Below are 23744 nucleotides of genomic sequence, written 5' to 3' on the forward strand. Positions count from 1 at the left end.
GGGCCAGGGCCGTGTCCGGATGGCGGAATACCGGCGGATACTCTGGAGGGGTGACGTTCCCGGTAGTCGGCATGGTCGGCGGCGGACAGCTCGCCCGCATGACCCACGAGGCGGGTATCCCCCTCGGCATCAGATTCAAGCTCCTCAGTGACACCCCACAGGACTCGGCGGCCCAGGTCGTGAGCGATGTCGTCATCGGCGACTATCGCGACCTGGAGACGTTGCGCGCCTTCGCGCGCGGCTGCGATGTGATCACTTTCGACCACGAGCACGTGCCCATCGAACACCTGCGGGCCCTGGAAGCGGACGGCATCCCCGTCCGCCCGGGGCCCGACGCGTTGATGCACGCCGCGGACAAGGGGGTGATGCGCGCCAAGCTCGACGAGATCGGCGCGCCGAGCCCCCGCCACCGGATCGTGAGCGATCCGGAGGACGTGGCGGTCTTCGCGCAGGAGGTGGGCGGCTTCCCGGTCATCCTCAAGACCGTGCGCGGCGGCTACGACGGCAAGGGCGTCTGGTTCGTCCGGACCCCCGAGGACGCGGAGGCCCCCTTCAGGGCGGGCGTCCCGGTCCTCGCGGAGGAGAAGGTCGAGTACGTCCGCGAGCTCGCGGCCAACATCGTCCGCTCCCCGCACGGCCAGGCCGTGGCCTACCCCGTCGTCGAGTCGGTCCAGGTGGACGGCGTGTGCGACACGGTGATCGCCCCCGCCCCGAACCTCTCCGAGGCCCTGGCGGGCGAGGCCCAGGCCCTCGCCCTGCGCATCGCCAAGGAGCTCGGCGTGACCGGCCACCTGGCCGTGGAGCTGTTCGAGACCACCGACGGCCGGATCCTCGTCAACGAGCTGGCGATGCGCCCGCACAACAGCGGCCACTGGACCCAGGACGGCGCCGTCACCTCCCAGTTCGCCAACCACGTCCGCGCGGTCCTGGACCTCCCCCTGGGCGACCCGCGCCCCCGGGCCCGCTGGACGGTCATGGCGAACGTGCTCGGCGGGGACTACCCCGACATGTACGCGGCGTACCTGCACTGCATGGCCCACGACCCCCAGCTCAAGATCCACATGTACGGCAAGGACGTGAAACACGGCCGCAAGGTCGGCCACGTCAACACCTACGGCGACGACCTGGACGATGTGCTGGAACGCGCACGTCACGCAGCCGGCTACCTCAGAGGAACCATCACCGAATGAGCACCTCCACCGCAGGTCCCGTCATCGGCATCGTCATGGGCTCGGACTCCGACTGGCCCGTCATGGAGGCCGCCGCCCAGGCCCTGGACGAGTTCGAGATCCCCTACGAGGTCGACGTGGTCTCCGCGCACCGGATGCCGCGCGAGATGGTCGCCTACGGGGAGCAGGCCGCCGAGCGCGGCCTGAAGGCGATCATCGCCGGTGCCGGCGGGGCCGCCCACCTGCCCGGCATGCTCGCCTCGGTGACCCCGCTTCCCGTCATCGGCGTCCCGGTGCCGCTGAAGTACCTCGACGGCATGGACTCCCTGCTGTCGATCGTCCAGATGCCCGCAGGGGTTCCCGTCGCCACCGTCTCCGTCGCCGGGGCGCGCAACGCCGGGCTGCTGGCCGTACGGATGCTGGCCGCCCACGACCCGGAACTGCTCGGCCGGATGAAGGACTTCCAGCAGGAGCTGAACGACCAGGCCACCGAGAAGGGCAAGCGGCTGCGGACGAAGGTCGCGGGCGCGGAGTCCTTCGGGTTCGGCAAGTGAGCGCCGCGCAGCGCCTGAGCGAGGCGCGGGAGCTGCTGGCCGAGCATCCCGTGGTCGACGGGCACAACGACCTGCCGTGGGCCCTGCGCGAGCAGGTCCGCTACGACCTGGCGCAGCGCGACATCGCCGGCGACCAGAGCGGCCGGCTGCACACCGACATCCCCCGGCTGCGCGCCGGCGGGGTCGGCGCGCAGTTCTGGTCGGTCTACGTGCGCTCCGACTACGCGGGCGACGAGGCGGTCAGCGCGACCCTGGAGCAGATCGACGCCGTCGGCCAGCTGATCGACCGTTACCCGGCGGACCTGGTGCGGGCGCTGACGGCGGACGACATGGAGGCGGCCCGCGCCGACGGCCGGATCGCCTCGCTGATGGGCGCCGAGGGCGGCCACTCCATCAACAACTCGCTCGCCACGCTGCGCGCCCTGCACCAGCTGGGCGTGCGGTACATGACGCTCACGCACAACGACACCATCGACTGGGCGGACTCGGCGACCGACGAGCCGCGCCACGGCGGCCTGAACGGCTTCGGCCGCGAGGTCGTCCGCGAGATGAACCGCATCGGCGTGCTCGTCGACCTCTCGCACGTCGCCGCGACGACGATGAGGGACGCGCTCGCCGTCTCGGCCGCGCCGGTGATCTTCTCGCACTCGTCCGCGCAGGCGGTCTGCGACCACCCGCGCAACGTCCCGGACGACGTCCTGGCGCAGCTGCCGGCCAACGGCGGGGTGGCGATGGCCACGTTCGTGCCGAAGTTCATCCTCCCGGCCGCGGTCGAGTGGACCCTGGCCGCGGACGCGAACCTGCGGGCGCACGGCTTCCACCACCTGGACACCACGCCCGGGGCGATGGCCCTGCACCGGGCCTTCGAGGCGGAGCGCCCGCGCCCGGTGGCCACGGCCGCCACGGTCGCCGACCACCTCGACCACATGCGCGAAGTGGCCGGCGTCGACCACATCGGCATCGGCGGGGACTACGACGGCACGGCCTTCACCCCGGCCGGGCTGGACGACGTCGCCGGCTACCCGAACCTGATCGCGGAGCTGCTCACGCGCGGCTGGTCGCGGACCGACCTGGCCAAGCTGACCTGGTCCAACGCGGTACGGGCGCTGCGCGACGCGGAAGCGGTGGCGCGCGAGCTCTCGGCGTCCCGCGGCCCCTCCAACGCCGTGCTGTAGCCGCCGAGGGCCTCCCCGGCGGCTGCGGCGAAGGGTGTGACCTGCGGGTTTCACCCGAACGCCACATCCGCCGGGCGATCCGGCCGTCCGGCGTGTCACGGTGGCAGCATCTCTCCCTGCTGCCGCCGAGACCGGAGCGAACGCCATGGCCGACCTGCAGGATGAACAGAACGCCGCGTACACCGCCGATACGGCCCCTGGGACCCCCGGCTCCGTCGGAGCCGAGGACCTGCCCGCCGCGGTGGCGGGCAGCGCCTTGGAGCGGGCCGTCGCGCTGCTGTCCGTGCATCCCGTCGCGGACGGGCACAACACGCTTGTCTGGACCCTGCGCCAGAGTCCGTACCACGACATCGACACCTCGGACACCGGTGTCGACACCGACATCCCGCGGCTGCGCGCCGGCGGGGTCGGCGCCCAGTTCTGGTCGTTGCTGCTGCCGCGCGAGGCCGCGGCGGCCGACCGGGTGGTGTCCGAGACCCTGGAACAGATCGACGTGGCGCTGGCCCTGATACGCCGTTATCCCGAAGGCCTGTGCCTCGCCCTGACGGCGGACGACATGGCCGATGCCCGCAACCGGGGCCGGATCGCCTCGTTCCTGGGCCCCGTGGCCGGCCGTACGCTGACCGATTCGCTGGGCGCCCTGCACGCGTTCCACGCGCTGGGCGTACGGATCCTCGCGCCCGCGGGAGCACCCTGGGCCCAGCACGATCTGACGCCCTTCGGCCACGAGGTGGTCAAGGAGATGAACCGGCTGGCGATGCTGGTGGACCTGACCGGCTGTGCGCCGGAGGTGGCCTGCCAGCTCGCGGGGGCCTCCAAGGCCCCGGTGATCGCCTCGCACACCGCGGCGGCGGCGCTGAACCCGCATCCGGGGAATGTGACCGACGAGGTGCTGATGGCCCTGCGGGCGGCGAACGGTCTGGCGATGGTCACCTTCGATGCCGAACAGACCGGGGACTCCCTGCACGCGGTCGCCGACCACCTGGAACACGTCCGGGCCGTCGCGGGCCCGCACTGCGTCGGCCTCGGCGCCACCTTCGGCTCCGAGCAGGGCACCCCCCGGCCGATGGGCCTGACCGACCCCTCGGGCTATCCGCGGCTGATCGCGGAACTGCTGGAGCGCGGCTGGTCGGAGACCGACCTGGCCCTGCTGACCTGGGACAACGCCCAACGGGTGCTGCGCGACGCGGAATTCACGGCCCGCGCCGCCCAGCACCGCAGGACCGCGTAGCCCGCAGTCCGGGCCTTGTGCCGGGGCCGTCTTCGCCGGTACGCGGGGTCCTGCGGTGCCGCGCTGCCGGGCTCCGGGCCGCCGCGACGACCGCCCGGCCAGGGCTCAGGCGCGGGGGCGGCCCATCGCGCGGTACGTCCAGCCGGCCGCGCGCCAGCGGTCGGTGTCGAGGGCGTTGCGGCCGTCGAGGATGAGGCGGTCGGTGACGACCGAGCCCAGCTCCACCGGGTCGAGGTCGCGGAACTCGCGCCATTCGGTGAGGTGCAGGACGACCTCCGCCCCGCGGGCCGCCTCCAGCGCCGAGTCCGCGTACCCGAGCGTCGGGAAGACGCGGCGGGCGTTGTCCATGCCCTTCGGGTCGTAGACGGTGACCTGGCCGCCCTGGAGGTGGATCTGCCCGGCCACGTTCAGCGCGGGGGAGTCGCGGACGTCGTCCGAGTCCGGCTTGAAGGTGGCGCCGAGCACCGCGACCCGCTTGCCGAGGAAGGACCCGCCCACGGCCTCGCGCGCCAGCTCGACCATGTGCCCGCGCCGCCGCATGTTGATGGAGTCGACCTCGCGCAGGAAGGTCAGCGCCTGGTCCGCGCCCAGCTCGCCGGCGCGCGCCATGAACGCCCGGATGTCCTTGGGCAGGCAGCCGCCGCCGAAGCCGATCCCGGCGCGCAGGAACTTCGCGCCGATCCGCTCGTCGTGGCCGATGGCCTCGGCCAGCTTGACCACGTCGCCGCCGGCCGCCTCGCAGACCTCCGCCATCGCGTTGATGAAGGAGATCTTCGTGGCGAGGAAGGAGTTCGCGGCGGTCTTGACGAGCTCGGCCGTCGGGAAGTCGGTCACCACCAGCGGGGTGCCCTCCGCCATCGGCGTCTCGTACACCTCGCGCAGCAGCTTCTCGCCGCGCTCGCCCTGGACGCCGATCACGATCCGGTCGGGGTGCAGGGTGTCCTGCACGGCGAAGCCCTCCCGCAGGAATTCCGGGTTCCATGCCAGTTCGACGTCCGGGCCGGCCGGGGACAGCTCGGCCAGCTTCGCGGCGAGCCGCTCCGCCGAGCCCACCGGCACGGTGGACTTGCCGACGACGAGCACCGGCCGGGTCAGGTGCGGGGCCAGCGATTCCATCGCGGAGTCGACGTACGACATGTCGCAGGCGTACTCGCCGTGCTTCTGCGGGGTGTTCACGCAGACGAAGTGGACGTCGCCGAAGGCGCCGACCTCTTCCCAGGACTGGGTGAAGCGCAGCCGCCCGGTGGAGCCCGGCAGGCCCGCGACGTGCGCGGCGAGGAGTTCCTCGAGCCCGGGCTCGTACATCGGCACCCGGCCCGCGGCCAGCATCTCGATCTTCTCCGGCACCACGTCCAGCCCGAGCACCTCGAAGCCCAGCTCCGCCATCGCCGCGGCGTGGGTGGCGCCGAGATAGCCGGTGCCGATCACAGTGATCCTGAGGGGGGCCATGGGTGCTCCAGAGGTGCGGGGCCGTTTGCGGCCACTGAGCATAGTCGGGCCGGTCCGGGGGGACGTTCCCCAGGAGACACGGCTGTCACGCAGCTCACGTGCCCCGTACATATCGCTGCCAGGACGCCGGACACTAAGATTTGGGTTACTTAACGGTAGTTAGCATCACGCATCACACTTGGGGAGTGAGAGTCTTGGCGGGTTCTGCCGACTTCGACCTGTACCGCCCGGCCGAGGAGCACGACATGCTCCGCGAGTCCGTCCGCTCGCTCGCCGAGGCGAAGATCCTGCCGTTCGCAGCCGCGGTCGACGAGGAGGCCCGCTTCCCGCAGGAGGCCCACGACGCGCTCGTCGCCAACGACCTGCACGCCGTCCACGTCCCCGAGATCTACGGCGGCGCCGGCGCCGACGCCCTCGCCACCGTGATCGTGATCGAGGAGGTGGCCCGCGTCTGCGCCTCCTCCTCCCTGATCCCGGCCGTGAACAAGCTCGGCTCGCTCCCTGTGATCCTCTCCGGCTCCGAGGAGCTCAAGGCCAAGTACCTCGGCCCGCTGGCCAAGGGCGACGGCATGTTCTCGTACTGCCTCTCCGAGCCCGAGGCGGGCTCCGACGCCGCCGGCATGAAGACCCGCGCCGTGCGCGACGGGGACTTCTGGGTCCTCAACGGCGTCAAGCGCTGGATCACCAACGCGGGCGTCTCCGAGTACTACACGGTCATGGCCGTCACCGACCCTTCGATGCGTTCCAAGGGCATCTCGGCCTTCGTCGTCGAGAAGGGCGACGAGGGCGTCTCCTTCGGCGCCCCCGAGAAGAAGCTCGGCATCAAGGGCTCGCCGACCCGCGAGGTCTACCTCGACAACGTGCGGATCCCCGCCGACCGCATGATCGGCGCCGAGGGCACCGGCTTCGCCACCGCGATGAAGACCCTCGACCACACCCGCATCACCATCGCCGCCCAGGCGCTCGGCATCGCCCAGGGCGCCCTGGACTACGCCAAGGGCTACGTCCAGGAGCGCAAGCAGTTCGGCAAGCCGATCGCCGACTTCCAGGGCGTGCAGTTCATGCTCGCGGACATGGCCATGAAGCTCGAGGCCGCCCGCCAGCTGACCTACGCGGCCGCCGCCAAGTCGGAGCGCGGCGACAGCGACCTGACCTTCTTCGGCGCCGCGGCCAAGTGCTTCGCCTCCGACGTGGCCATGGAGGTCACCACGGACGCCGTCCAGCTGCTCGGCGGCTACGGCTACACCCGTGACTACCCGGTCGAGCGCATGATGCGCGATGCGAAGATCACGCAGATTTATGAAGGCACGAATCAGGTCCAGCGGATCGTCATGGCGAGGAACCTGCCGTAGCAAGGTTTCCGCAGGTCAGCGGCCCGGTTGGGTGATCCGGAAGTCGTGATCAGCTTCCGGTCCATCCAGGTCCGTTCGGGTCCCTTCCTGGGCGTCATGCTGGGGGAATCCTGGGCGGATGCCGGGCCCCAAAGCTGCTCTGACCTGCACAAACGAGAAGGCCCCCGGCGTGATGCCGGGGGCTTTTCGTAAGGGTTGGATCAGGCGACTTCGGCCCGTTCCGTGGGGTCATCCGCGCCTGGGGTCAGCATGCTTGCGATGGCTGCCCGTCCGCGCTGTTCGGCCCCTTCGAATATGTAGTGGTAGTGCTCGCGGAGCACGTCCGTGCTGCTGTGCCCCATCCAGTCGGCCACATCGTTCTCAGGGACGCCCGCATAGAGCAATCGGGATCCGTAGTAGTGCCGCATGGAGTGCGGCTTGCAGTAGGTCACCTCGCCCTTCGTCAGGGCTGGCAGCCAGATCTGCCGGTAGAAGTACGAGGCGTACACGTAGCCGGTCCGGGTGACGTTCGGAAACAACAGGCGCTCTGGTCCCCACACGCCGTGGTTCTTGATGTGCCTGCGCAACTCGAAGGCCACGTTCGGCGGAAGCGGCACGACGCGCCCCGGCTCCTCCTCGTCACGAGCCTTGATGTGCCGCCGCTGTAGCGCACTGTTCTTCCCCGACTCGGATTCGCCGTCCTCCGCAATCTGGAAGTCGACTCGCAGGACCTCGGCCTGGAAGTCGATCTGATCGCGCGAGACCGCCATGGCCTCACCGATGCGCAGACCGCATCCCGCCATGAGCCAGAGCATTGCTCGATACCGGGGCGGAGCCCCGTTCAGCATGGCCAGGACTTCCCGTGTCGTCAGCCGTCGAGCGTTGCTCTTGTGCTCGCGAATCTCCTTGGCGCGGCTGCCCGCATGCCTGATCTTCTTGCACGGGTTGCGCCCGATGATCTCGTTGACGACAGCCCAATCCATCATCCCGGAGAAGAACGAGAACCGCTGTCGCCGGGTGCGGGCCGTCAGCTTCCGGTCCTGCTCCATCCACAACAGCCACTGCTCGATGTCCGCCACCTTCAGGGACACGATGGAGCGAGCCTTGAAGAACGGTTCCAGGGTCGTGTTCTGGATCGATCGGTACTGCTTCTTGGTGCTGTTCTCCAGCTTCCTTTGATTGGTCCACTGCTGCCAGACCGCCGTCACGGGCTGCTTCCCCAGCTTGTCGTCCAGGTAGGTGCCTGCGTCTAGCTCCTGCTCCTTCCGCTTCCGGTGGTCGTCGGCCCGCTTCTTGGTCTCGAACGACTTCTGGCGCTGCTTGCCATCCGGGTCGTACCAGAACGTCGTCCACTTCTTCGCGTCGTCTTTCGAGCGCGCTACCCATGCCCTTGCCACAGCGGTGCCGGCCTTCCCCTCGGTGAACGGGCCGCCTCTGCTGGGCTGCCCGGCCGAGTCTGCACATGGTCCACCCTGGGTTGTCAACACAGGGTGGAGCACCCCAGGTGGTGTAGGGTGGGGGTATGAAGGCAGATGAGAGTGGATTCGAGATCACCCAGCAGCAGGGCAGTTGGGTGATTCGAATGTGGTGGCCGGTGGGCCCGATCACGGGAGGCCCGCAGCGCATGACAGTGGAGCCGGTCGACAACGCCGAACCCCGCGAGGTCGTGCGTGGCATCTCCACGACCGTTCTCAGAAGGCTGGACATCGCAGCCGCGTTCAACCTGGCCAAGAGGGCTCCAGAGGCCCAGCGAACGCTTGAAGAGTTGTCGCGGCTGGTGGAATCCACAGGCGAGGCCGCCGGGCGGCTCCTGGCCTCTGAAGGCGTCTCCGAGCGGTACCTAGCGACGTTGACGCTGGCGTACTCCTCCATGGCTGAGAGCGGAGCCCCGGCGCCGGTTCCCTGGCTCGCTCGCCTAATCGAGCGTCGCCCGGAGACGATCAAAGACCATCTCAAGAAGGCGCGGCGAGACGGCTTCTTGGGCACCCTCGCGGGCAAAGCGGGGGGAGAGGTGACAGAAAAGGCCAAGGCGGTACTGGGGCTTGATAGCCAGCAGTGAAACTGGGTCAATACCGTAGTTCGTGAACTTCAAATTTTCGACGGCCCCCGATTCACCTCGGGGGCTTTTCTTTTCTCGGAGGTCATGTTGATGAGGCTCTTGACGGTTGCAGAGGTGGCCAATTTCTTGAGCAAGCCGCGAAGTTGGGTATATGACAACTGGAGGCGGGAGGAGATCCCGTTCCGCAGGGTGGGTCAGTCTCTTCGGTGCCGACCAAAGGACCTAGAAAATTGGCTAGACCGCCAGAACTGAACCGAGTGACCAACGACGCCCCCGAGGCAACCGGGGGCTTTTCTTTGCCTGGAGTCGTACTTGACTGCACTCGCTGTGAAGCTTGTTGATCTCGTTTGCGCTACCTGCCGCGAGCCCTACACGTACGAACGCCCAGGGGGTCCAGGTAGGAACCCGGCGACGAACCCGAACCACCCGGAGTGCAAGCAGAATCGGGAGAACCAGGGGCGCGCCATGTCGCGGGATCGCGAGCGAAAGGGGCTGCCCCCAAAGAGGCAACCAGAGAGGGCTGACGCTCTCGATATCGCATGGCGGGGCGGGGCCTATGTGGAGGAGGTCCTACGGTTTCGGAGCCCGCCGGAGATGTACGACACCAGGCAGGAGGCGGAGAAGCGCGTTCATCCGGAAATTGCCTATTCGACCCGTGAGGACCGCCGCGCGGTGGCGCTGTGGTTTGCCGACACCAGGGAACCGAAGGTCGGCCCGGAAACTGGGCGCACCTCTCGGCGACGGGTGAAAACTGACCGCTTTGGGGTGGCGCCGGTCTTGGAGGACCATAACCACACCGGCGGCGCATCCCGGTCCTTCGACAGATGCTCGACCTTCAACCGCATCAAAGTTCCCTCGACCAAGGGAAGTTCACCGTCGTGGTCGAGCCAGGAGGAGCGGTGGGTGAGTCTTGGGTGGACCCGGTCCCACGCCTGGGTCTCGGCCTTGCCGTAATTGGTGGTGCCGGTGACCGTGGTGATCGCGGGCTCGGGCCAGGTCTCCGGCTTGGTGAAGCGGAATTCCAGGCCGTGCTTGGGCGGCCGGCCGTTGACGCCGTGCGTCCTGGGTGGTTTCGGCAGACGCATGACGCGGTCGGAGCGGACCCTGCCGACCAGCTCGACCGGCAGGTCACGCAAGACCCAGGCCAGGCGGGTGACGTCGTAGCCAGCGTCGCTGACGATCACGATGGCCGGGTCCCCGGTCTGCCATTGGCCCGCGGTGATGAGCCGCTCGACGACACCCCGCAGCTGGGCTGCGGTGATCGCGGTCGCGTCGTCCGCCGGGCCGAGCCGGACCGCGTCCAGGATCGCGGTCCAGGACGTGGCACCCGGCTCGAGCACGGCCACGAAGGAGTAGGGCCAGCCCGGGATGAACTGGGACGCCGTCTTCGCACGGCCGTAGACGTGGCAGAACAGCCGATCGGCCGAGCACGGCGCATCCGAGCGAAGCCACGGCGACACATCGACCGCCAGCACCAGGCGCCCGCCGTCGAAACGCGGCAGCGACAGCCCGGCCAGCACGGTCCGCAGCCGGCCGACGTCGATCCGGCCGTGGTTCAGGCCGCCGTACATCGCTCCGTGCCCACGACGATGCTCGGGCAACAGCGTCAAGTCCACCGGGGACTTCACCGCACCGTCCGCACACAGCACCGCGTCCACCAGCTCGAACAACTCGTCGCGCCGGGCGGTCAGACACTCGTAGAACTCTCCCCGGAAGCGTGACGCTTCCGCGAACGCTTCCCGCCGGACAGCATCTGGCAGCAGACTCACCCTCACGGCCTTCGTCGTGGTCACGTGCACCTTGGTCGGAGCACATGATCAGACGAAGGCCGCCCCCACGTCCCGCGAATCCCGAGGTGAGCGACTCAGTTCGAGACGTCGTTCGAGGCCGGAAGATAAAGAACAAGCTCAGGAAGCGACAGCAGCATGAGCACCCCCGTTCTGTACGGTCCGATCGGCCGAGCCGTCCGCAAGATCGCCCCGTTCCTCGAAGCCGACGCGCTCGGGGTGTACGTGGCCGCCCTGTCGATGTGGTCGGCCGCCATCGGCGGAACCGTCAAGGTCTCCTCCCGTGGCTCCGCTCGCCCCGTTCTGCTGTGGTCCGCTCTGGTGGCCGGTACCGGGCGCGGGAAAGGGACCGCACTGCGGGCAGCGCTTCACGTCCTGGACCCTTCCTTGGGGCGGTTCCTCGCCACGCACACCACATCCGGGATCACCTCCGGGGCCAGCCTCGTCCATCACCTGTGGGAGCAGCATGAAGCGACCACTGAAACCGAACGGGGTCGGGATGTCCGGGCCTTGGTGGTGGAAGAGGAAGGGACGGAAGTCTTGAAGCGAGTCAAGCGTGACCCGTCCTTCACTACCAAGCTCCGCGCTGCCTGGGACGGCGCAACTCTGCGCAACACCACCAAGGAAGAGGCCCAGGAAATCCGCGATCCCGCCATGGTCCTCCACTCCCACATCACTCCGTCCGACTGGGCCAAGTACGTAGGCGAGTCGGAAGCGGCCGGAGGCTCCTACAACCGCATCCTGCCCTTCCTGCTCGGCGCGGTCCCGATGCTGGACGACGACCGCGTGAGTCTGCCCAAGGTGGACGGGCGGGAACTGTTCGACGCTTACGGATGGGCCACCGCCCGACCTCGCGTGATCACCCTCTCCGAGGACGCCCGGCCCTTGTGGCGGACCGTAAGGCGCTACGCCCGAATCCTTGGGGAGACGCTCCCCGAAGGGCAGGCGGTATTCATCGAACGGACGGCGGAACAGACCCTTCGGGTAGCGGCATGCCTCGCGGCCTCCGAGTGCTCCGAGACCATCACGGAAGAGACCCTGTCGGCCGCCTTCACCCTCGTACGCCGCTCCGTCCAGGACGCGGTACGGATCACCAAAGGGGCCGAGGCTCCCAAGGTGAAGCGTCAGCCCCTCAGCCTGGCGGACAAGGTACGGGCCCGGATCGAACTGAACGGCGGACGGGCCACCTCCTCCCAGGTCCTCCCGTACGTGGGGGCGAGCGCCGAAGAGGTCAAGGCACTGCCCGGAATCGTCGTCACCGTGGAACGGTCAGGGAAGACGGGCCGACCGGCGACGGTTTTCACGCTCCGCGGTGACACTCCCGTTCACACAGAGCACCAGCCGGCGAGCGCAGACAGTGGCCAGAACCGGGACGCTTCCCGTCACGCTGAGCCGCAGCCGGCCAGCGCGGAGCGTGAGGAGAACCGCGCCAAGGTCGTCCGGCTCGACGCCTACCGTCCCGCCCCCATTCCGACCCCGGCCCCGGCCCCCGTGAAGCGGTCACCCGCTCCCGTTCCCGCTCTGGCCGACAACCCGTTCCGCGCCCTGCTCTGAACCATCAACCAAACCAATGAAGCCCCGACCAACCGGCCGGGGCTTCATTCGTTGCTTCGACTATGCGGGTGGGCAGGGCAGTTCGGGAATGGTCCATTCGGGGAGCAAGGCAACCGAGCTACGCTCGGTAGAGCGAAGGGCGCTCGGCTACCTGATCAGGGCTGAGACCGTCCACGGTCAGGTTGCCGGTCCACAGGTGGTCTCGGTGGGCGTAGGTGGACTCGAAGCTGACGCGCTTTCCGCCGGGCTCCAACTTCCAGCCCTGGTCTTGGAACTGGGCGATGCGGTCGCTGCCGCAGACGAACGAGCGGGTTGCCTGGATCAGAATCCACTGTGCGAGTTCGGCGTCCTTGGCGGCGGGCCTGCCGCAGGTGCGGGCCATCTGCCAGAGTCGGGGCCATTCGACGCCGGGGCTCAGGGGGCCGATGACGGCCACCTCTCCGATCTGCCGGTCGTCAAGGTGGTGGGTGCCGTAGCCGAAGACCGCACCGAACATCGCGAACACCGTGACCCGACTTCGTCCGGTCAAGCCCTCGTCATTGCTGCTCATCTTTGGAACCCTTGACTGTGGCCGTCCGGGCGCCTTAGCCACGCCCGGACGGCTTCCGTTCAGTGAGAGTGGATCAGCAGCCGTCGCCGTCACCGCAGCAGGCAGGCGGGTTGCACTCCTTCGCCGCGCCCCACAGCCGCTCGTCTACGTAGAAGCCAGCGGCCTTGACCCGGTCCACCACGGAACCGATCAGCGGGCGGGTGCGGACGGTGGCCTTGGGCTCGTGTCCGAGGAAGAAGCCGAACTGTTCGTCGCACCACGCGGCGTATGCCTGGGTGTGAAGCACGAACGAGTGCCATCCGGGGTCCACGGCGTCGGACGGGGTCATGTCGAACGCGCGGGCGTCGCCCATGACCTTGAGGAAGGCAAGGGCCTGGTCCACGATCCGGCGGGCGGTGGACGGTTCGTGTCCGTACTCCTCCGCGCAGAACTCAGAGACCTTCTCGAACAGCTCGGGACTGACGAGGTCCCGCCCGTGCCGTAAGGCAACGGGGGTTTCCAGCATGGTCGTCATAGTGAGATTCCCTCTCTCTTGACGGTTGGGGACTGGTTACGCGGCGGGCGGGGGCGGGAACTTCTCTCCGCCGTCCTTCTCTCCGGGGTCGGTCATCTCTGCACCTCCTCTCCGTGCGTGTGCCGGCCGAGGGCCCGCCCCCACAAGGCGCGGGAGTCAGAAGGGAGCTGCGGGCAGGCGAAGAGCTTCGGCGATCTGCTCAACGACATCGGCCGGGAGCTTGCCGAAGTCCACGTAGGCCCCTCCGTTGTGGGTCACCGTGGGCCGAAGGCTGTTCCACACGGTCTCGGGAACGCCGAGGGCGGCCAAGGCCGTGCGTATGGACTCTGAAGCGTTGTCGGCCCGACCCCAGGAATCCCGCCACGTCTGCATTTCCATCAGTGGCCCGTCCCGTGCATCCGCAGCAGGATGTTGCAGTCAGCGATCGTGCTGCTGTCCCGCTCCATCGCAGCGGCCTTCCGGAGCTGTCCCAGCCGCGCGCACTCGGGGCAACCGGCCACCGGCCGGGGCGAGGGGCGTTCCTTCCGCGTAGGCAGCGTCACCGTTGGTTCGTGCCACCGATTCGGTTCCGTCGTCATTACGCCGCGCCCTCCCGATCGCTTCCGAGGTCGATGGAATGACCCTAGAAAGCGGGGAAGGGAGTGGGCCACGGTCTTGCACGAGCTTGCACGCGAACTAACCGAGGGACGTAATCGCGTCCGAGATCAGAGCCCGGGCGGGTGCACCGTAGACAGCGAGCTTGGACAGCTCGGAGAACGCCTTGGCGTACGTGGCAACCTCGCTGGGCGCCGTGACGTTCACTGCGGCCGTGAGCAGCTCCACGCTCGCTTGGCGGCCGTCGAAGAGATAGAAGGCTTCCAAGGGCCAGACAAGCCGCTGGGCCGTGAAAGGGATGACCCCGAGGCTCACGTTTGGTAGCGCCATGACCGCCAGTAGGTAGCCGAGCTGTCCAGCCATGGCGGGAGCATCGCCAATGCGATAGCGGAGCACCGTTTCTTCCAACAGGAGAGCGAAGCGGTGGTTGCCGTCATGGAGCACGCGTGAGCGCTCGATTCGGGATGCTGCCGCCGTCTGTGAGTCGTCGGGGGTGCTTTGAAAGGCGGCAATGGTCGACAGCAGAGCTGCCGCGTACGCCTCGGTCTGGAGCATGCCCGGCACTACGTTCGAGCAGTACACGCGGAAGTGGCGGGTCTGCTCGTAGAGAGGGACAACCTCTTCCTGTGCCCGGCGCATGCCGTGCCGGTGAAGCTTTTGCCAGTGGACGTACATCTGGTCGGCTTGGCGGTTCGCCGCGATCAGGTCGTCTGTCTGGTCCTCTGCTCCGCACACTTTGCACCAGGCGCGGATGTCGGCGGCCGATGCTGGGGTCTTGGCCCGCTCAATGCGGGACGACTTCGCGGGACTCCAGCCACACCGAAGAGCCAACTCATGCCCGGTTAGCTCCGCGTCTTTGCGTAGGCCCCCGAGACGGGCGGCGATGGCTTCACGGGCGGCCTGGGCGCTGGACGAGGGGGACGCAGACATGAGTGGGCTCTTCGTTTTCCGTCAGGTCAGACCGTGAACTTCTCGTGCGGGATGCCGCGCTCCCAGACCGCCTCGAACGCAGCCGAGGCCAGCCGTGCCACAGCGGGCTCGGAGCGAACCTCCCAGCCAGGCTCGGACCAGTTCCCATCACCGGAGAAATGGTTGAAGAGCACGATCTCTCCGTCGAACACCCAGCAGTCGTTTCCGGGAAGCGCGATGTCCGAAGCCTGCCGCCTGGGCAGCCAGCGAACCTGCTCCCCGGCGTGAAGGTTGACCACAGTGCCGGCGTGCTCGTACCGGATGTAATCCGTTACCGGTTCCGATACGACGCGGGCGCGGCGGACGGTCACCCCTCGGGCCACGGTGCTGCGAATCAAATCAACCCACGGCGTCCAGTAGGAGGACGCCGGGTCGATGTCGCGCTGGCCGGTACGCTTCCAGGTCTCGAAGTCCTCGGCCTCATCCCCGACGCCGTACGAGTCGCGCAGCTCCAGGTGCACAGCCGAGTGCTTGGCTGCGGCCAGCAGCTCGTTAAAGCCCGGCTCGTTCTGCGACATCGCACGCCTTCCTGAGCATCGGCACCATACGGGCCGGAATCCGAATCACGGCTTCGTGCGGAGGGATGCCCGGAGCGTGCCCGGGAACCTCGAACGCCGCGCACTCCGCCTCTAGCTTCTCGTCTGGCTTCCAGCCCTGGAGCACCAGCTCTCCCTTTTCCTCGTCCACCCATACGGTGGGGGAGCCCTGCTGCCCGGTGTCTGGATCAATCCCGATGAACCGTAGTGCCATGACTGCCTCCGGTGTCGAGTGGCTTACGCCAACTTGCACGAGCGTCATCCCTGCACCGCTGGGGCGTCAAGGGGGCGGCCGGAGCACCGTAGGAGGGGTGGCAGGCGCCACAGCCCCCTGACCAGGGAAGACAGACACGTGATCATGGGCGAATGCTGGGGAGGTCCCCTACATAGGGGGTGTCCGTGCAGGTCAGCGTCAGGTGCACCGTGAAGCACGCAGATCTACGAGGGAACGAACCAGGTCCAGCGCATCGTCATGGCGCGCAACCTGCCGTAGCGGACCCCGTCGGCCGGGGGCGGCGGCACTATTGCGCCGCCTCCGGCCTGCGCCGCCCCCCGGATGGGCTAACTTTGGACCTTCGGACTCCCGAACCGGGTGGGGAGAAACAATTTTGGAAGCCATCCTGCTGGTCGGGGGGCAGGGGACGCGTCTGCGCCCCGTCACGGTGAACACCCCCAAGCCCATGGTGCGCGCGGCCGGTGTTCCGTTCCTCGCCCACCAGATCGCCAGGGCCGCTGCCGCCGGTGTCACGCACATCGTGATGGCCACCTGCTATCTCGCCGAGGTCTTCGAGCCGTACTTCGGCGACGGCTCCGCCTTCGGCGTCTCGCTCGAGTACGTCGTCGAGGACGAGCCGCTCGGCACCGGCGGAGCCATCCGCAACGCGGCGCAGCGGCTGACCGGCGGACCGGACACCTCCGTCCTCGTCTTCAACGGCGACATCCTCACCGGCCTGGACATCGCCGGGCTCGTCGACTCCCACCGGGCGGCCGCCGCCGACGTCTCCCTGCACCTGGTGCAGGTGGAGGACCCGCGCGCCTTCGGCCTGGTCCCCACCGACTCCGAGGGGCGGGTGCTGGCCTTCACCGAGAAGCCGCAGACCCCCGAGGAGATCATCACCGACCAGATCAACGCCGGCTGCTACGTCTTCCGCCGCAGCGTGATCGACTCCATCCCGGCCGGACGCCCCGTCTCCGTCGAACGCGAGACCTTCCCCGGCCTGCTCGCCTCCGGGGCCAGGCTGCACGGGGTCACCGAGAACACGTACTGGCTGGACCTCGGCAAGCCCGAGTCCTTCGTCCAGGCCTCTGCCGACCTCGTACGCGGAGTCGTCTCCTCCCCGGCCGTCCCCGGCCCGCGCGGCGAGTCCCTGATACTCCCGGGCGCCGAGGTGGCGACCGGAGCCAAGCTCTCCGGAGGCACCGTCGTGGGCGCCGGAGCCCGTGTAGGGGCGGGCGCGGTCGTCGAGGGCTCCATCGTGCTCGACGGCGCGGTCATCGGCCCGGACACCCGGGTGCGTGCCAGCCTGATCGGCGTCGGCGCCTCGGTGGGAACGCGCACCGTACTGGACGGCGCGGTCCTCGGCGACGGGGCCGTCGTCGGCGCGGACAACGAACTGCGCGCGGGCGCACGGGTGTGGTGCGGGGCCGAACTGCCCTCCGCCGCGGTCCGCTTCTCCTCCGACCGCTGACACCGCACACGACGATGCCGCCGGCCACGAGGCCGGCGGCATTCCCGCTCTCCGGTCCGGGTCACCGGTTGCCGGTGACGGTGACCTTCTCGTCGTTCTGGATCTGCTTGACGAGCTGCTGCACCTTCGGCTTGTCCCAGAGCAGGTTGCCGCCCCGCTCGCCCGCGATCGGCAGGTTCATCGACACGCCCTCGCCGCCGCTGATGCCCTTCATCGCGAAGAACATGTCCGCCATGTCCCACAGGGACATGTCCTTGTCCACGATCAGCGTGTCCAGGCCCGCGCCCAGCACCGGGTACAGCTTGAACGGGTTGAGGACCGTGCCCGGCGTGGCCGCCTGGTTGGCCAGCGTCGCCAGGAACTTCTGCTGGTTCTTCGTACGCGCCAGGTCCGACTCGGCGAACGCGTACCGGGTCCGGACGAAGGCCAGCGCCTGGCTGCCGTTGAGGGTCTGCTCGCCGGCCTTGAAGTCGGCGCCCGACTTCTCGTCCTTGAAGCCCTTCTCGATGTTCATGTCGACACCGCCGAGCGCGTCCACGATGTTCGCGAACCCGGCGAAGCCGATCTCCGCGTAGTGGTCGATCCGCAGGCCCGTGTTGTACTCCACGGTGCGCACCAGCAGCTCGGGGCCGTCGTCCGCGTACGCGGCGTTCAGTTTGGTGTGCTTGCCCGTGCCCGGGAACTTCTTCCCGGACTCGGAGCCGATGAAGGACGGGATCTCCACGTCCGAGTCGCGCGGCAGCGAGATCATCGTGTTGCCGCTGGAGCAGGCCGCCAGGATCATCATCGAGTCGGTGCGCTTGCCCTCGGCCGAGCCCGTGTGGAGCTTCTTCTTGTCCTCGTCGGACAGGCCCTCGCGGCTGTCGGAGCCCACGATCAGGTACGTCGTGCAGTCGCCTCCCTTCGGGCGCTCGATGACCTTGGCGAGGTCGACCTCGCGGCGCACCTTGGAGTCGGCCCAGAAATAGGTGCCGATGGTGGTCGCGAGTAGCGCCGTGACCAGCACGATGGAGCCGATCTTGATGCGCTTGCGCCAGTCGACATGCGGCACGACGTGGAGCGGGTTCCTGCTGGAGCCCGGACCGTCCGGGCCTTCCGGACCGCCCGGCCCACCGGGTCCGCCCGGCCGACCCGGGCCGCCGGGACCGGCCGGGCTGCTCTGCGGGCGCCCGTAGACCTGACCGGTGTTGTAGCCGCTGTCGTAGCCGCCGTACGTGTCGTGGCCCGGGCCCTGCTGCGGCGGTACCCCGTACGCGGGCGGCTGCCCGGGCCGGGCCGGCGGCTGCGCCGGTCGCTGCGGTTGCTGCTGCGGCGGCACCGGCCGCTGCTGCCGGCGCTGGACCTGCGGCATGCGCCGGGCACCCTCCGGCTGCGCCTGTGCGCTGCCGTGTCCGTACCGGTCGTCGCCGCTGTCGTTGCGTCCTTCGGGCCACTCACTCATGCCGCTTAGGATGCCTGGCCGGATACGGTGCCCGACAGTCCGGGCGGGGCTTCGTTCCGGTGCTGTTGCACACCTGATGCCTCCGCGTCGGCTTTGGGGGGTGTCCGGCGGGCCCGGCCCTGATCCGCCGGGCACCCCCTAGGGTGGCGGTATGACAGAGATACCGGGCGCGACGGCTGACGACCTGCGGGGGAAGCCGATCTCGGCCTCGCGGACCACCCTCAGCCACATCATGACGGCCAACGACACCAACCTCCTCGGCACGGTGCACGGCGGTGTGATCATGAAACTGGTGGACGACGCGGCCGGCGCCGTCGCCGGGCGCCACTCGGGCGGCCCCGCCGTCACCGCGTCCATGGACGAGATGGCCTTCCTCGCACCGGTCCGCGTGGGCGACCTGGTCCACGTGAAGGCACAGTGCAACTGGACCGGCCGCTCCTCCATGGAGATCGGCGTACGGGTCCTGGCCGAGCGGTGGAACGAGTCGACCCCCGCCACCCAGGTCGGCAGCGCCTACCTCGTCTTCACCGCCGTGGACGCCGAGGGCAAGCCCCGCACGGTCCCGCCGGTGCTCCCCGAGACCGACCAGGACCGGCGCCGCAACCAGGAGGCCCAGATCCGCCGCACGCACCGGCTCGCCCGGCGGCGCGCGATCATGGCGCTGCGCGAGGAGCGCGCGTCCCAGGGCTTCGACGACTGAGCCCGGTATCCGGTCTCCGGCACCCGGTCTCCGTCCCGGCCCGGGGCCGGCGGGCTACGCGCCGCAGACCACCTGGTCGCCCGTGACCACCCCGAACTGGCCCTGGTGCGGGTCCTCCGGCCGGACCGGGACCACCCTCCGGTAGTCCGCGCCGGCGATCACCAGGACCGTCCGGCCCTGGCCCGCCACCGCCCGCAGTTCGCTCCCGGGCAGCGCGGTCGACACCGTACGGGCCGAGCGGTCCCAGCGCGGGTCGTACGCGACCACCGTGCGCTTGACGTCGCGGCTCGCGCCGTTGCCCGGGGCCTGGGTGGTGTCGAAGCCGGTGGCGCGCAGCGCCGTGTCCACCCGCCCGCCCAGCCCGTCGATCCGGGTCCCGTTCTCCACCTGCACCCGGATCTGCTGCGGCGGCACGTCCACGGGCACCGCCGGCTGCCGCTGCGGCCCGCGCCCGGGCCGCCCCGGCGCGGCGGGGGCCAGCGGCCGGTCCTGGCGCAGTGCCTCGAAGAGCTTGGCGGCCTTCGGCTCGTCCCATTTCACCGTCGAGCCGATGCCCTTGACGGGGAACGAGGGGTTCCCGATCGGCACCGAGGCGAACTCCGACGAGGACGGGGTGAAATCGCGCAGGGCCTGGCCCAGGGCGAGCATCTGCTCCGACCCGAAGCCCCGGTCGGCCCGGACCGAGCTCAGCAGCGTGGAGCTGACCTCCTTGAACTTCACCGGGTTCAGCAGCATTCCGCTGCCGGTCGCCTGTTTGACCAGGGCGGCGACGAACCGCTGCTGGCGCTGCATCCGGCCGAGGTCGGCGGCCCCGTCCACATGGCGCGAGCGCACGTACTGCAGGGCCTGTCCGCCGCCGAGCCGGTGGGTGCCGGGCAGCAGGTCCAGACCGGTGTTCTGGTCGTGCAGGGCCTTGGCGGTGCAGATCTCCACACCGCCCATCGCGTCGACGGTCTTCATGAAGCTGGTGAAGTCGACCTCCAGATAGTGGTCGATCTTCACCCGGGTCATGCTCTCGACGGTCTGCACGGTCAGCTGCGGCCCGCCCTCCGCGTACGCCGCGTTGAGCTTCACGGGGTGCGGTCCGTGCTGGTTCCCGCTGGACTCGTCCCGGTGCGCGGGCAGCTCGGCGTAGCTGTCGCGGGGCAGGCTGACCACGCTGGCCCGCTCCCGGTTCGCGGAGAGGTGCACCAGCATGACGGTGTCGGTGCAGTGGCAGGGGGCGCCGCCGAGGCGGTACTCGCGCTTGTCCTGCGGGGTGATCTTGTCCCGGGCGTCGGTGCCGACCAGCAGGAAGTTCAGGCCGTGGCCCGCCTGCGGCCGGTTCTTCATGTCCTTGAACGGGTCCACGCGCTCGATCCCGGTGTCCAGGCCGGTCATCACCGCGTGCCCGATCGCCCCGGAGCCCAGTACCGCCACGGCCAGCCCGGCCGCCAGCCGCACCCCCCACCGGGGCCGGCCTCCCCGGTGCCGGGCCGGAGTACCGCCGCGCCGCGCGCGCTGCGGCTGCGGGGGCCGGGCGGGTCGGATGGGACGGTGCGGCTGGGGCACGGGGGACACCTCCGCGGGGGCAGCAGGGGCCGGCAGGAACGAACCAGGCATATCAGGCAGATCGTCAGAACAGTAGGCCCATACGATCAGCCTCTGTCCCTATCGATCATGCGGCGCGCACCCGTTTCCCCCGTACGCGGTAACGTGACACCGATACCCGACCTTGAAGGACCACATGCCCGCCCAGCAGCCCGCAGTCTCGGTGATCATGCCGGTGCTCAACGAGGAGCGCCATCTGCGTGACTCCGTCCGCCACATCCTCGGACAGGAGTACGCAGGTGAGATGGAGGTGGTGATCGCGCTGGGGCCGTCCAAGGACCGCACCGACGAGATCGCCGCCGAGCTCGTACGCGAGGACCCCCGCGTCGTCACCGTTCCGAACCCCTCCGGCCGCACCCCGGCCGCCCTCAACGCCGCCATCAAGGCCTCGCGTCACCCGATCGTGGTGCGCGTCGACGGCCACGGCATGCTCTCGCCGAACTACATCGCCACCGCGGTCCGCCTCCTGGAGGAGACCGGTGCGCAGAACGTCGGCGGCATCATGCACGCCGAGGGCGAGAACGCCTGGGAGGACGCCGTCGCCGCCGCGATGACCTCCCGGCTCGGCGTCGGCAACGCGGCCTTCCACACCGGAGGCAAGGCCGGCCCGGCCGACACGGTCTACCTGGGTGTCTTCCGGCGCGAGGCGCTGGAGCAGGCCGGCGGCTACAACGAGGAGTTCATCCGCGCCCAGGACTGGGAGCTGAACTTCCGCATCCGCGAGGCCGGCGGGCTCATCTGGTTCTCGCCCGAGCTGAAGGTCCAGTACCGCCCGCGGCCGTCCGTACGGGCGCTCGCCAAGCAGTACAAGGACTACGGCCGCTGGCGGCACGTGGTGGCCCGCTACCACTCGGGATCGATCAACCTGCGCTACCTCGCCTCGCCGACCGCCCTGTGCGCGATCGCGGCAGGCGTGGTGGCCGGCGCGGTCGTCAGCCCGTGGGGCTTCGTGGTTCCGGCCGGCTACCTCGCGGCGATCGCCGTCGGCTCGGTCCCGGCCGGCAAGGGCCTCTCCCTCAAGGCGCGGGCGCAGATCCCGGTGGCCATGGCCACCATGCACATGTCCTGGGGCTTGGGCTTCCTGACCAGCCCGCGCTCGCTCGCGGCCAAGGTCATCGCGAGCCGCCGCCCGGCCGTGCGCCGCGACCTCGCCAGCGAGGTCTGAGCAGGCCGTCGCGCGGCGGCGGACTCACGAAAGGGCCCGGTGGCGCTGTCGTCCGACAGCGCCACCGGGCCCTTTCGCGTGCACGCGCTACCAGGTGAAGCCCGGCTGGATCGCCATGCACTCCTTGTCGTCGTCGCCGTTGAGCGGGCGGGCCGAGTCCGGGGCCTTGGTCGGGGCCGGAGGCGGCGGGGTCGGCGCGTTGCCGGTCCGCCAGTCCTTGCCGACGAACAGGACGATCCCGGAGACGTCGTCGGACTTCTCCACCGCGTTCGCCGGCAGGCCGAGGGCGGTGGCCACGGCCGCCGCGTCACCCGCCTGGTCCGGGCTCGAGAAGCGGATCACGGTGGTGTCCTCGCCCGCGGTCTGCGTGTTGGCGACGGCCTTGGTGAAGCCCTTGCCGGCCAGGATGGCGACGACATCGTCGGCCCGGCCCTTGACCCTGGCCTGGGCGCCGTCCTTGCCGCCGGTCGCGTTGCGCACGGTGACCGGGATCTTCGCCGGGGGCGCGGCCGGGTCGGCGGCCGGCTGGGAGGGTGCCGCGGGGGAGCCGGAGGCGGCCGGCCCCGACGGAGCGGCGGCCGGGTTCCCGGAGCCCTTGCCGTCGAGCGCGATGTCCTCGCGGACCATCCGGAACACGTCCTCGGCCTCGCCCGGCTTGGGCTCGACCCGGCCCTCCTCGCGGGTGCTGTACACCCACGGCATGGTGGTCATGGTGATACGCCCGGTGGGGATCTTCTTGAGCTCCACGCTGAGGTCGTACAGCTTGTCGATCTTGTTCAGGCCGGGGTCCACGACCATGGCCTTGATGGCCGCCTGCGCCAGGCTGTTGAGCTTCACCGGGTTGCTGAGCTTGGCGTTCTTGCGGAACTCGCGGGCCATCGAGTTCATGTACATGTGCTGGGCGTGGGTGCGGCCGAGGTCGGTGCCGTCCTCGAAGCCGTAGCGGGTGCGCAGCCACTGCAGGGCCTGCTCGCCCTGGATGACGTTCTCGCCCTTGGGCAGTTTCAGGCCGGAGCCCTTGCCGTCCTTGGTGCGCGACTCCACGTTCTGCTGGACGCAGACCGGGACGCCGCCAATGGCGTCCGCCATCGTCACCACGCCCTTGAAGTCGATCATCATGAAGTGGTCGATCGGGATGTGCGTGAGCTCCTGCCAGGCGGCGACCGTGCAGCCCGGCCCGCCCCGGCCGAGGGACTCGTTCGTCTGCATGAGGCCCTTGCTGGCCTGGTGGACCTTGCCGCCCGGCTCGGTGCACTTCGGCATCATCAGCATCGTGTCGCGCGGCATCGACACGACCGACATGTTGCTGCGGTCCGCCGACAGGTGCAGCAGCATCTGCACGTCCGCGAGGGGCGGGCCGCCGAAGGTGTCCTTGGCCCCGCCGAGGGCCTGGTTGGCCGCGTCGTCACGGGCGTCGGAGCCGATGAGGAGGATGTTCAGCGGGGTCTGCCCGAAGGCGTTGGGCCTGGAGCCACCCAGCTTGTTCTCGCCGAGGTTCAGGACGTCCGTCTTGATGCTGCCGTTGAGGTGGCGGTAGTAGAGGTAGCCGCCCGCCGCCGTCGCGAGTATGAGGAACGACAGCACGGAGGACACCCAGCGCAGCACGCGCCGGCGGCCCCGCCGCGTCGGGCCGCCGCCGGCGGGTCCGCTGCCGGAGCCGGTTCCGGACCCGCTCCGTGGTGGAGGGA

Annotated in this window: 21 protein-coding genes and 1 pseudogene; 11 read left to right on the top strand and 11 right to left on the bottom strand. The window is 69.4% G+C overall.

All coding sequences use genetic code 11. From position 1 onward, the window contains the following. The first annotated feature begins 50 nt into the window (after positions 1 to 50). The 4 genes from AB0I68_RS28325 (at position 51) to AB0I68_RS28340 (ending at position 4129) form a co-directional block, all read left to right on the top strand. Positions 51 to 1190: a 5-(carboxyamino)imidazole ribonucleotide synthase gene (locus tag AB0I68_RS28325; protein WP_363180184.1), complete on the top strand. Its 1140-nt coding sequence runs from the start codon at positions 51 to 53 to the stop codon at positions 1188 to 1190. Then, a complete protein-coding gene (gene purE / locus AB0I68_RS28330; protein WP_363180185.1) occupies positions 1187 to 1723 on the top strand; it encodes a 5-(carboxyamino)imidazole ribonucleotide mutase in 537 nt (178 codons plus the stop codon). Before AB0I68_RS28325 ends, purE begins: the two co-directional genes overlap by 4 nt. Further along, a complete protein-coding gene (locus tag AB0I68_RS28335) occupies positions 1720 to 2898 on the top strand; it encodes a dipeptidase (RefSeq protein ID WP_363180186.1) in 1179 nt (392 codons plus the stop codon). The genes purE and AB0I68_RS28335 overlap by 4 nt, the downstream gene beginning before the upstream one ends. Before the next feature lie 145 nt (positions 2899 to 3043). Next, a complete protein-coding gene (locus tag AB0I68_RS28340) occupies positions 3044 to 4129 on the top strand; it encodes a dipeptidase (protein WP_363180187.1) in 1086 nt (361 codons plus the stop codon). Positions 4130 to 4234: 105 nt separating this feature from the next. Here AB0I68_RS28340 and AB0I68_RS28345 read toward each other — a convergent pair whose 3' ends face one another. Continuing rightward, positions 4235 to 5578, bottom strand: coding sequence for a UDP-glucose/GDP-mannose dehydrogenase family protein (locus tag AB0I68_RS28345; RefSeq protein WP_363180188.1), 1344 nt, complete (start codon positions 5576 to 5578; stop codon positions 4235 to 4237). Between the two features lie 194 nt (positions 5579 to 5772). Between AB0I68_RS28345 and AB0I68_RS28350 the strand changes: the two genes are divergently transcribed. Beyond that, positions 5773 to 6930: an acyl-CoA dehydrogenase family protein gene (locus AB0I68_RS28350; RefSeq protein WP_363180189.1), complete on the top strand. Its 1158-nt coding sequence runs from the start codon at positions 5773 to 5775 to the stop codon at positions 6928 to 6930. Positions 6931 to 7130: 200 nt separating this feature from the next. Here the strand turns inward: AB0I68_RS28350 and AB0I68_RS28355 are convergent, their stop codons facing one another. After that, the gene (locus tag AB0I68_RS28355) at positions 7131 to 8306 is read right to left on the bottom strand and encodes a site-specific integrase (RefSeq protein WP_363180190.1); all 1176 of its coding nucleotides are present in this window, start codon (positions 8304 to 8306) and stop codon (positions 7131 to 7133) included. Positions 8307 to 8431: 125 nt separating this feature from the next. Here AB0I68_RS28355 and AB0I68_RS28360 point away from each other — a divergent pair, with 125 nt between their 5' ends. Further along, positions 8432 to 8968, top strand: coding sequence for a hypothetical protein (locus AB0I68_RS28360; RefSeq protein WP_363180191.1), 537 nt, complete (start codon positions 8432 to 8434; stop codon positions 8966 to 8968). A 90-nt stretch (positions 8969 to 9058) separates the two neighbouring features. Then, the gene (locus tag AB0I68_RS28365; RefSeq protein WP_363180226.1) at positions 9059 to 9220 is read left to right on the top strand and encodes a helix-turn-helix domain-containing protein; all 162 of its coding nucleotides are present in this window, start codon (positions 9059 to 9061) and stop codon (positions 9218 to 9220) included. A gap of 515 nt (positions 9221 to 9735) precedes the next feature. On the opposite strand, the pseudogene AB0I68_RS28370 reads toward AB0I68_RS28365, so the two are convergent. Continuing rightward, a pseudogene (locus AB0I68_RS28370) lies at positions 9736 to 10737 on the bottom strand (transposase); the annotation flags it as partial. A 156-nt stretch (positions 10738 to 10893) separates the two neighbouring features. Between AB0I68_RS28370 and AB0I68_RS28375 the strand changes: the two are divergent. Beyond that, the gene (locus AB0I68_RS28375; protein WP_363180192.1) at positions 10894 to 12309 is read left to right on the top strand and encodes a DUF3987 domain-containing protein; all 1416 of its coding nucleotides are present in this window, start codon (positions 10894 to 10896) and stop codon (positions 12307 to 12309) included. Between the two features lie 118 nt (positions 12310 to 12427). Here AB0I68_RS28375 and AB0I68_RS28380 read toward each other — a convergent pair whose 3' ends face one another. The 5 genes from AB0I68_RS28380 to AB0I68_RS28400 form a co-directional block, all read right to left on the bottom strand. Further along, positions 12428 to 12859, bottom strand: a complete 432-nt coding sequence (locus tag AB0I68_RS28380; protein WP_363180193.1) for a hypothetical protein — start codon at positions 12857 to 12859, stop codon at positions 12428 to 12430. A 73-nt stretch (positions 12860 to 12932) separates the two neighbouring features. Next, positions 12933 to 13373: a hypothetical protein gene (locus tag AB0I68_RS28385; RefSeq protein ID WP_363180194.1), complete on the bottom strand. Its 441-nt coding sequence runs from the start codon at positions 13371 to 13373 to the stop codon at positions 12933 to 12935. Positions 13374 to 14048: 675 nt separating this feature from the next. Further along, positions 14049 to 14897, bottom strand: a complete 849-nt coding sequence (locus AB0I68_RS28390) for a helix-turn-helix transcriptional regulator (protein ID WP_363180195.1) — start codon at positions 14895 to 14897, stop codon at positions 14049 to 14051. 26 nt (positions 14898 to 14923) lie between these two features. Continuing rightward, a complete protein-coding gene (locus AB0I68_RS28395) occupies positions 14924 to 15454 on the bottom strand; it encodes a DUF6879 family protein (protein WP_363180196.1) in 531 nt (176 codons plus the stop codon). Continuing rightward, a complete protein-coding gene (locus AB0I68_RS28400; protein WP_045324259.1) occupies positions 15429 to 15686 on the bottom strand; it encodes a hypothetical protein in 258 nt (85 codons plus the stop codon). The genes AB0I68_RS28395 and AB0I68_RS28400 overlap by 26 nt, the downstream gene beginning before the upstream one ends. A gap of 391 nt (positions 15687 to 16077) precedes the next feature. On the opposite strand from AB0I68_RS28400, the gene AB0I68_RS28405 reads away from it, so the two are divergent. Further along, positions 16078 to 17160, top strand: a complete 1083-nt coding sequence (locus AB0I68_RS28405; RefSeq protein ID WP_363180227.1) for an NDP-sugar synthase — start codon at positions 16078 to 16080, stop codon at positions 17158 to 17160. 61 nt (positions 17161 to 17221) lie between these two features. Here AB0I68_RS28405 and AB0I68_RS28410 read toward each other — a convergent pair whose 3' ends face one another. Next, complete coding sequence (locus AB0I68_RS28410; protein ID WP_363180197.1) at positions 17222 to 18601, bottom strand: LCP family protein; 1380 nt, start codon at positions 18599 to 18601, stop codon at positions 17222 to 17224. Between the two features lie 151 nt (positions 18602 to 18752). Here AB0I68_RS28410 and AB0I68_RS28415 point away from each other — a divergent pair, with 151 nt between their 5' ends. Further along, entirely contained in the window at positions 18753 to 19301 is a 549-nt protein-coding gene (locus tag AB0I68_RS28415) for an acyl-CoA thioesterase (RefSeq protein WP_363180198.1), read from the top strand. 54 nt (positions 19302 to 19355) lie between these two features. Here the strand turns inward: AB0I68_RS28415 and AB0I68_RS28420 are convergent, their stop codons facing one another. Next, a complete protein-coding gene (locus tag AB0I68_RS28420; protein ID WP_363180228.1) occupies positions 19356 to 20744 on the bottom strand; it encodes an LCP family protein in 1389 nt (462 codons plus the stop codon). Positions 20745 to 21027: 283 nt separating this feature from the next. On the opposite strand from AB0I68_RS28420, the gene AB0I68_RS28425 reads away from it, so the two are divergent. Then, on the top strand, positions 21028 to 22056 hold the full coding sequence (locus tag AB0I68_RS28425) for a glycosyltransferase family 2 protein (protein WP_363180199.1): 1029 nt from the start codon (positions 21028 to 21030) through the stop codon (positions 22054 to 22056). Positions 22057 to 22143: 87 nt separating this feature from the next. Here AB0I68_RS28425 and AB0I68_RS28430 read toward each other — a convergent pair whose 3' ends face one another. Continuing rightward, positions 22144 to 23661: an LCP family protein gene (locus AB0I68_RS28430; protein WP_363180200.1), complete on the bottom strand. Its 1518-nt coding sequence runs from the start codon at positions 23659 to 23661 to the stop codon at positions 22144 to 22146. Between the last annotated feature and the right edge of the window lie 83 nt (positions 23662 to 23744).

Source organism: Streptomyces sp. NPDC050448 (genome assembly GCF_040655295.1).
Classification (GTDB): domain Bacteria; phylum Actinomycetota; class Actinomycetes; order Streptomycetales; family Streptomycetaceae; genus Streptomyces.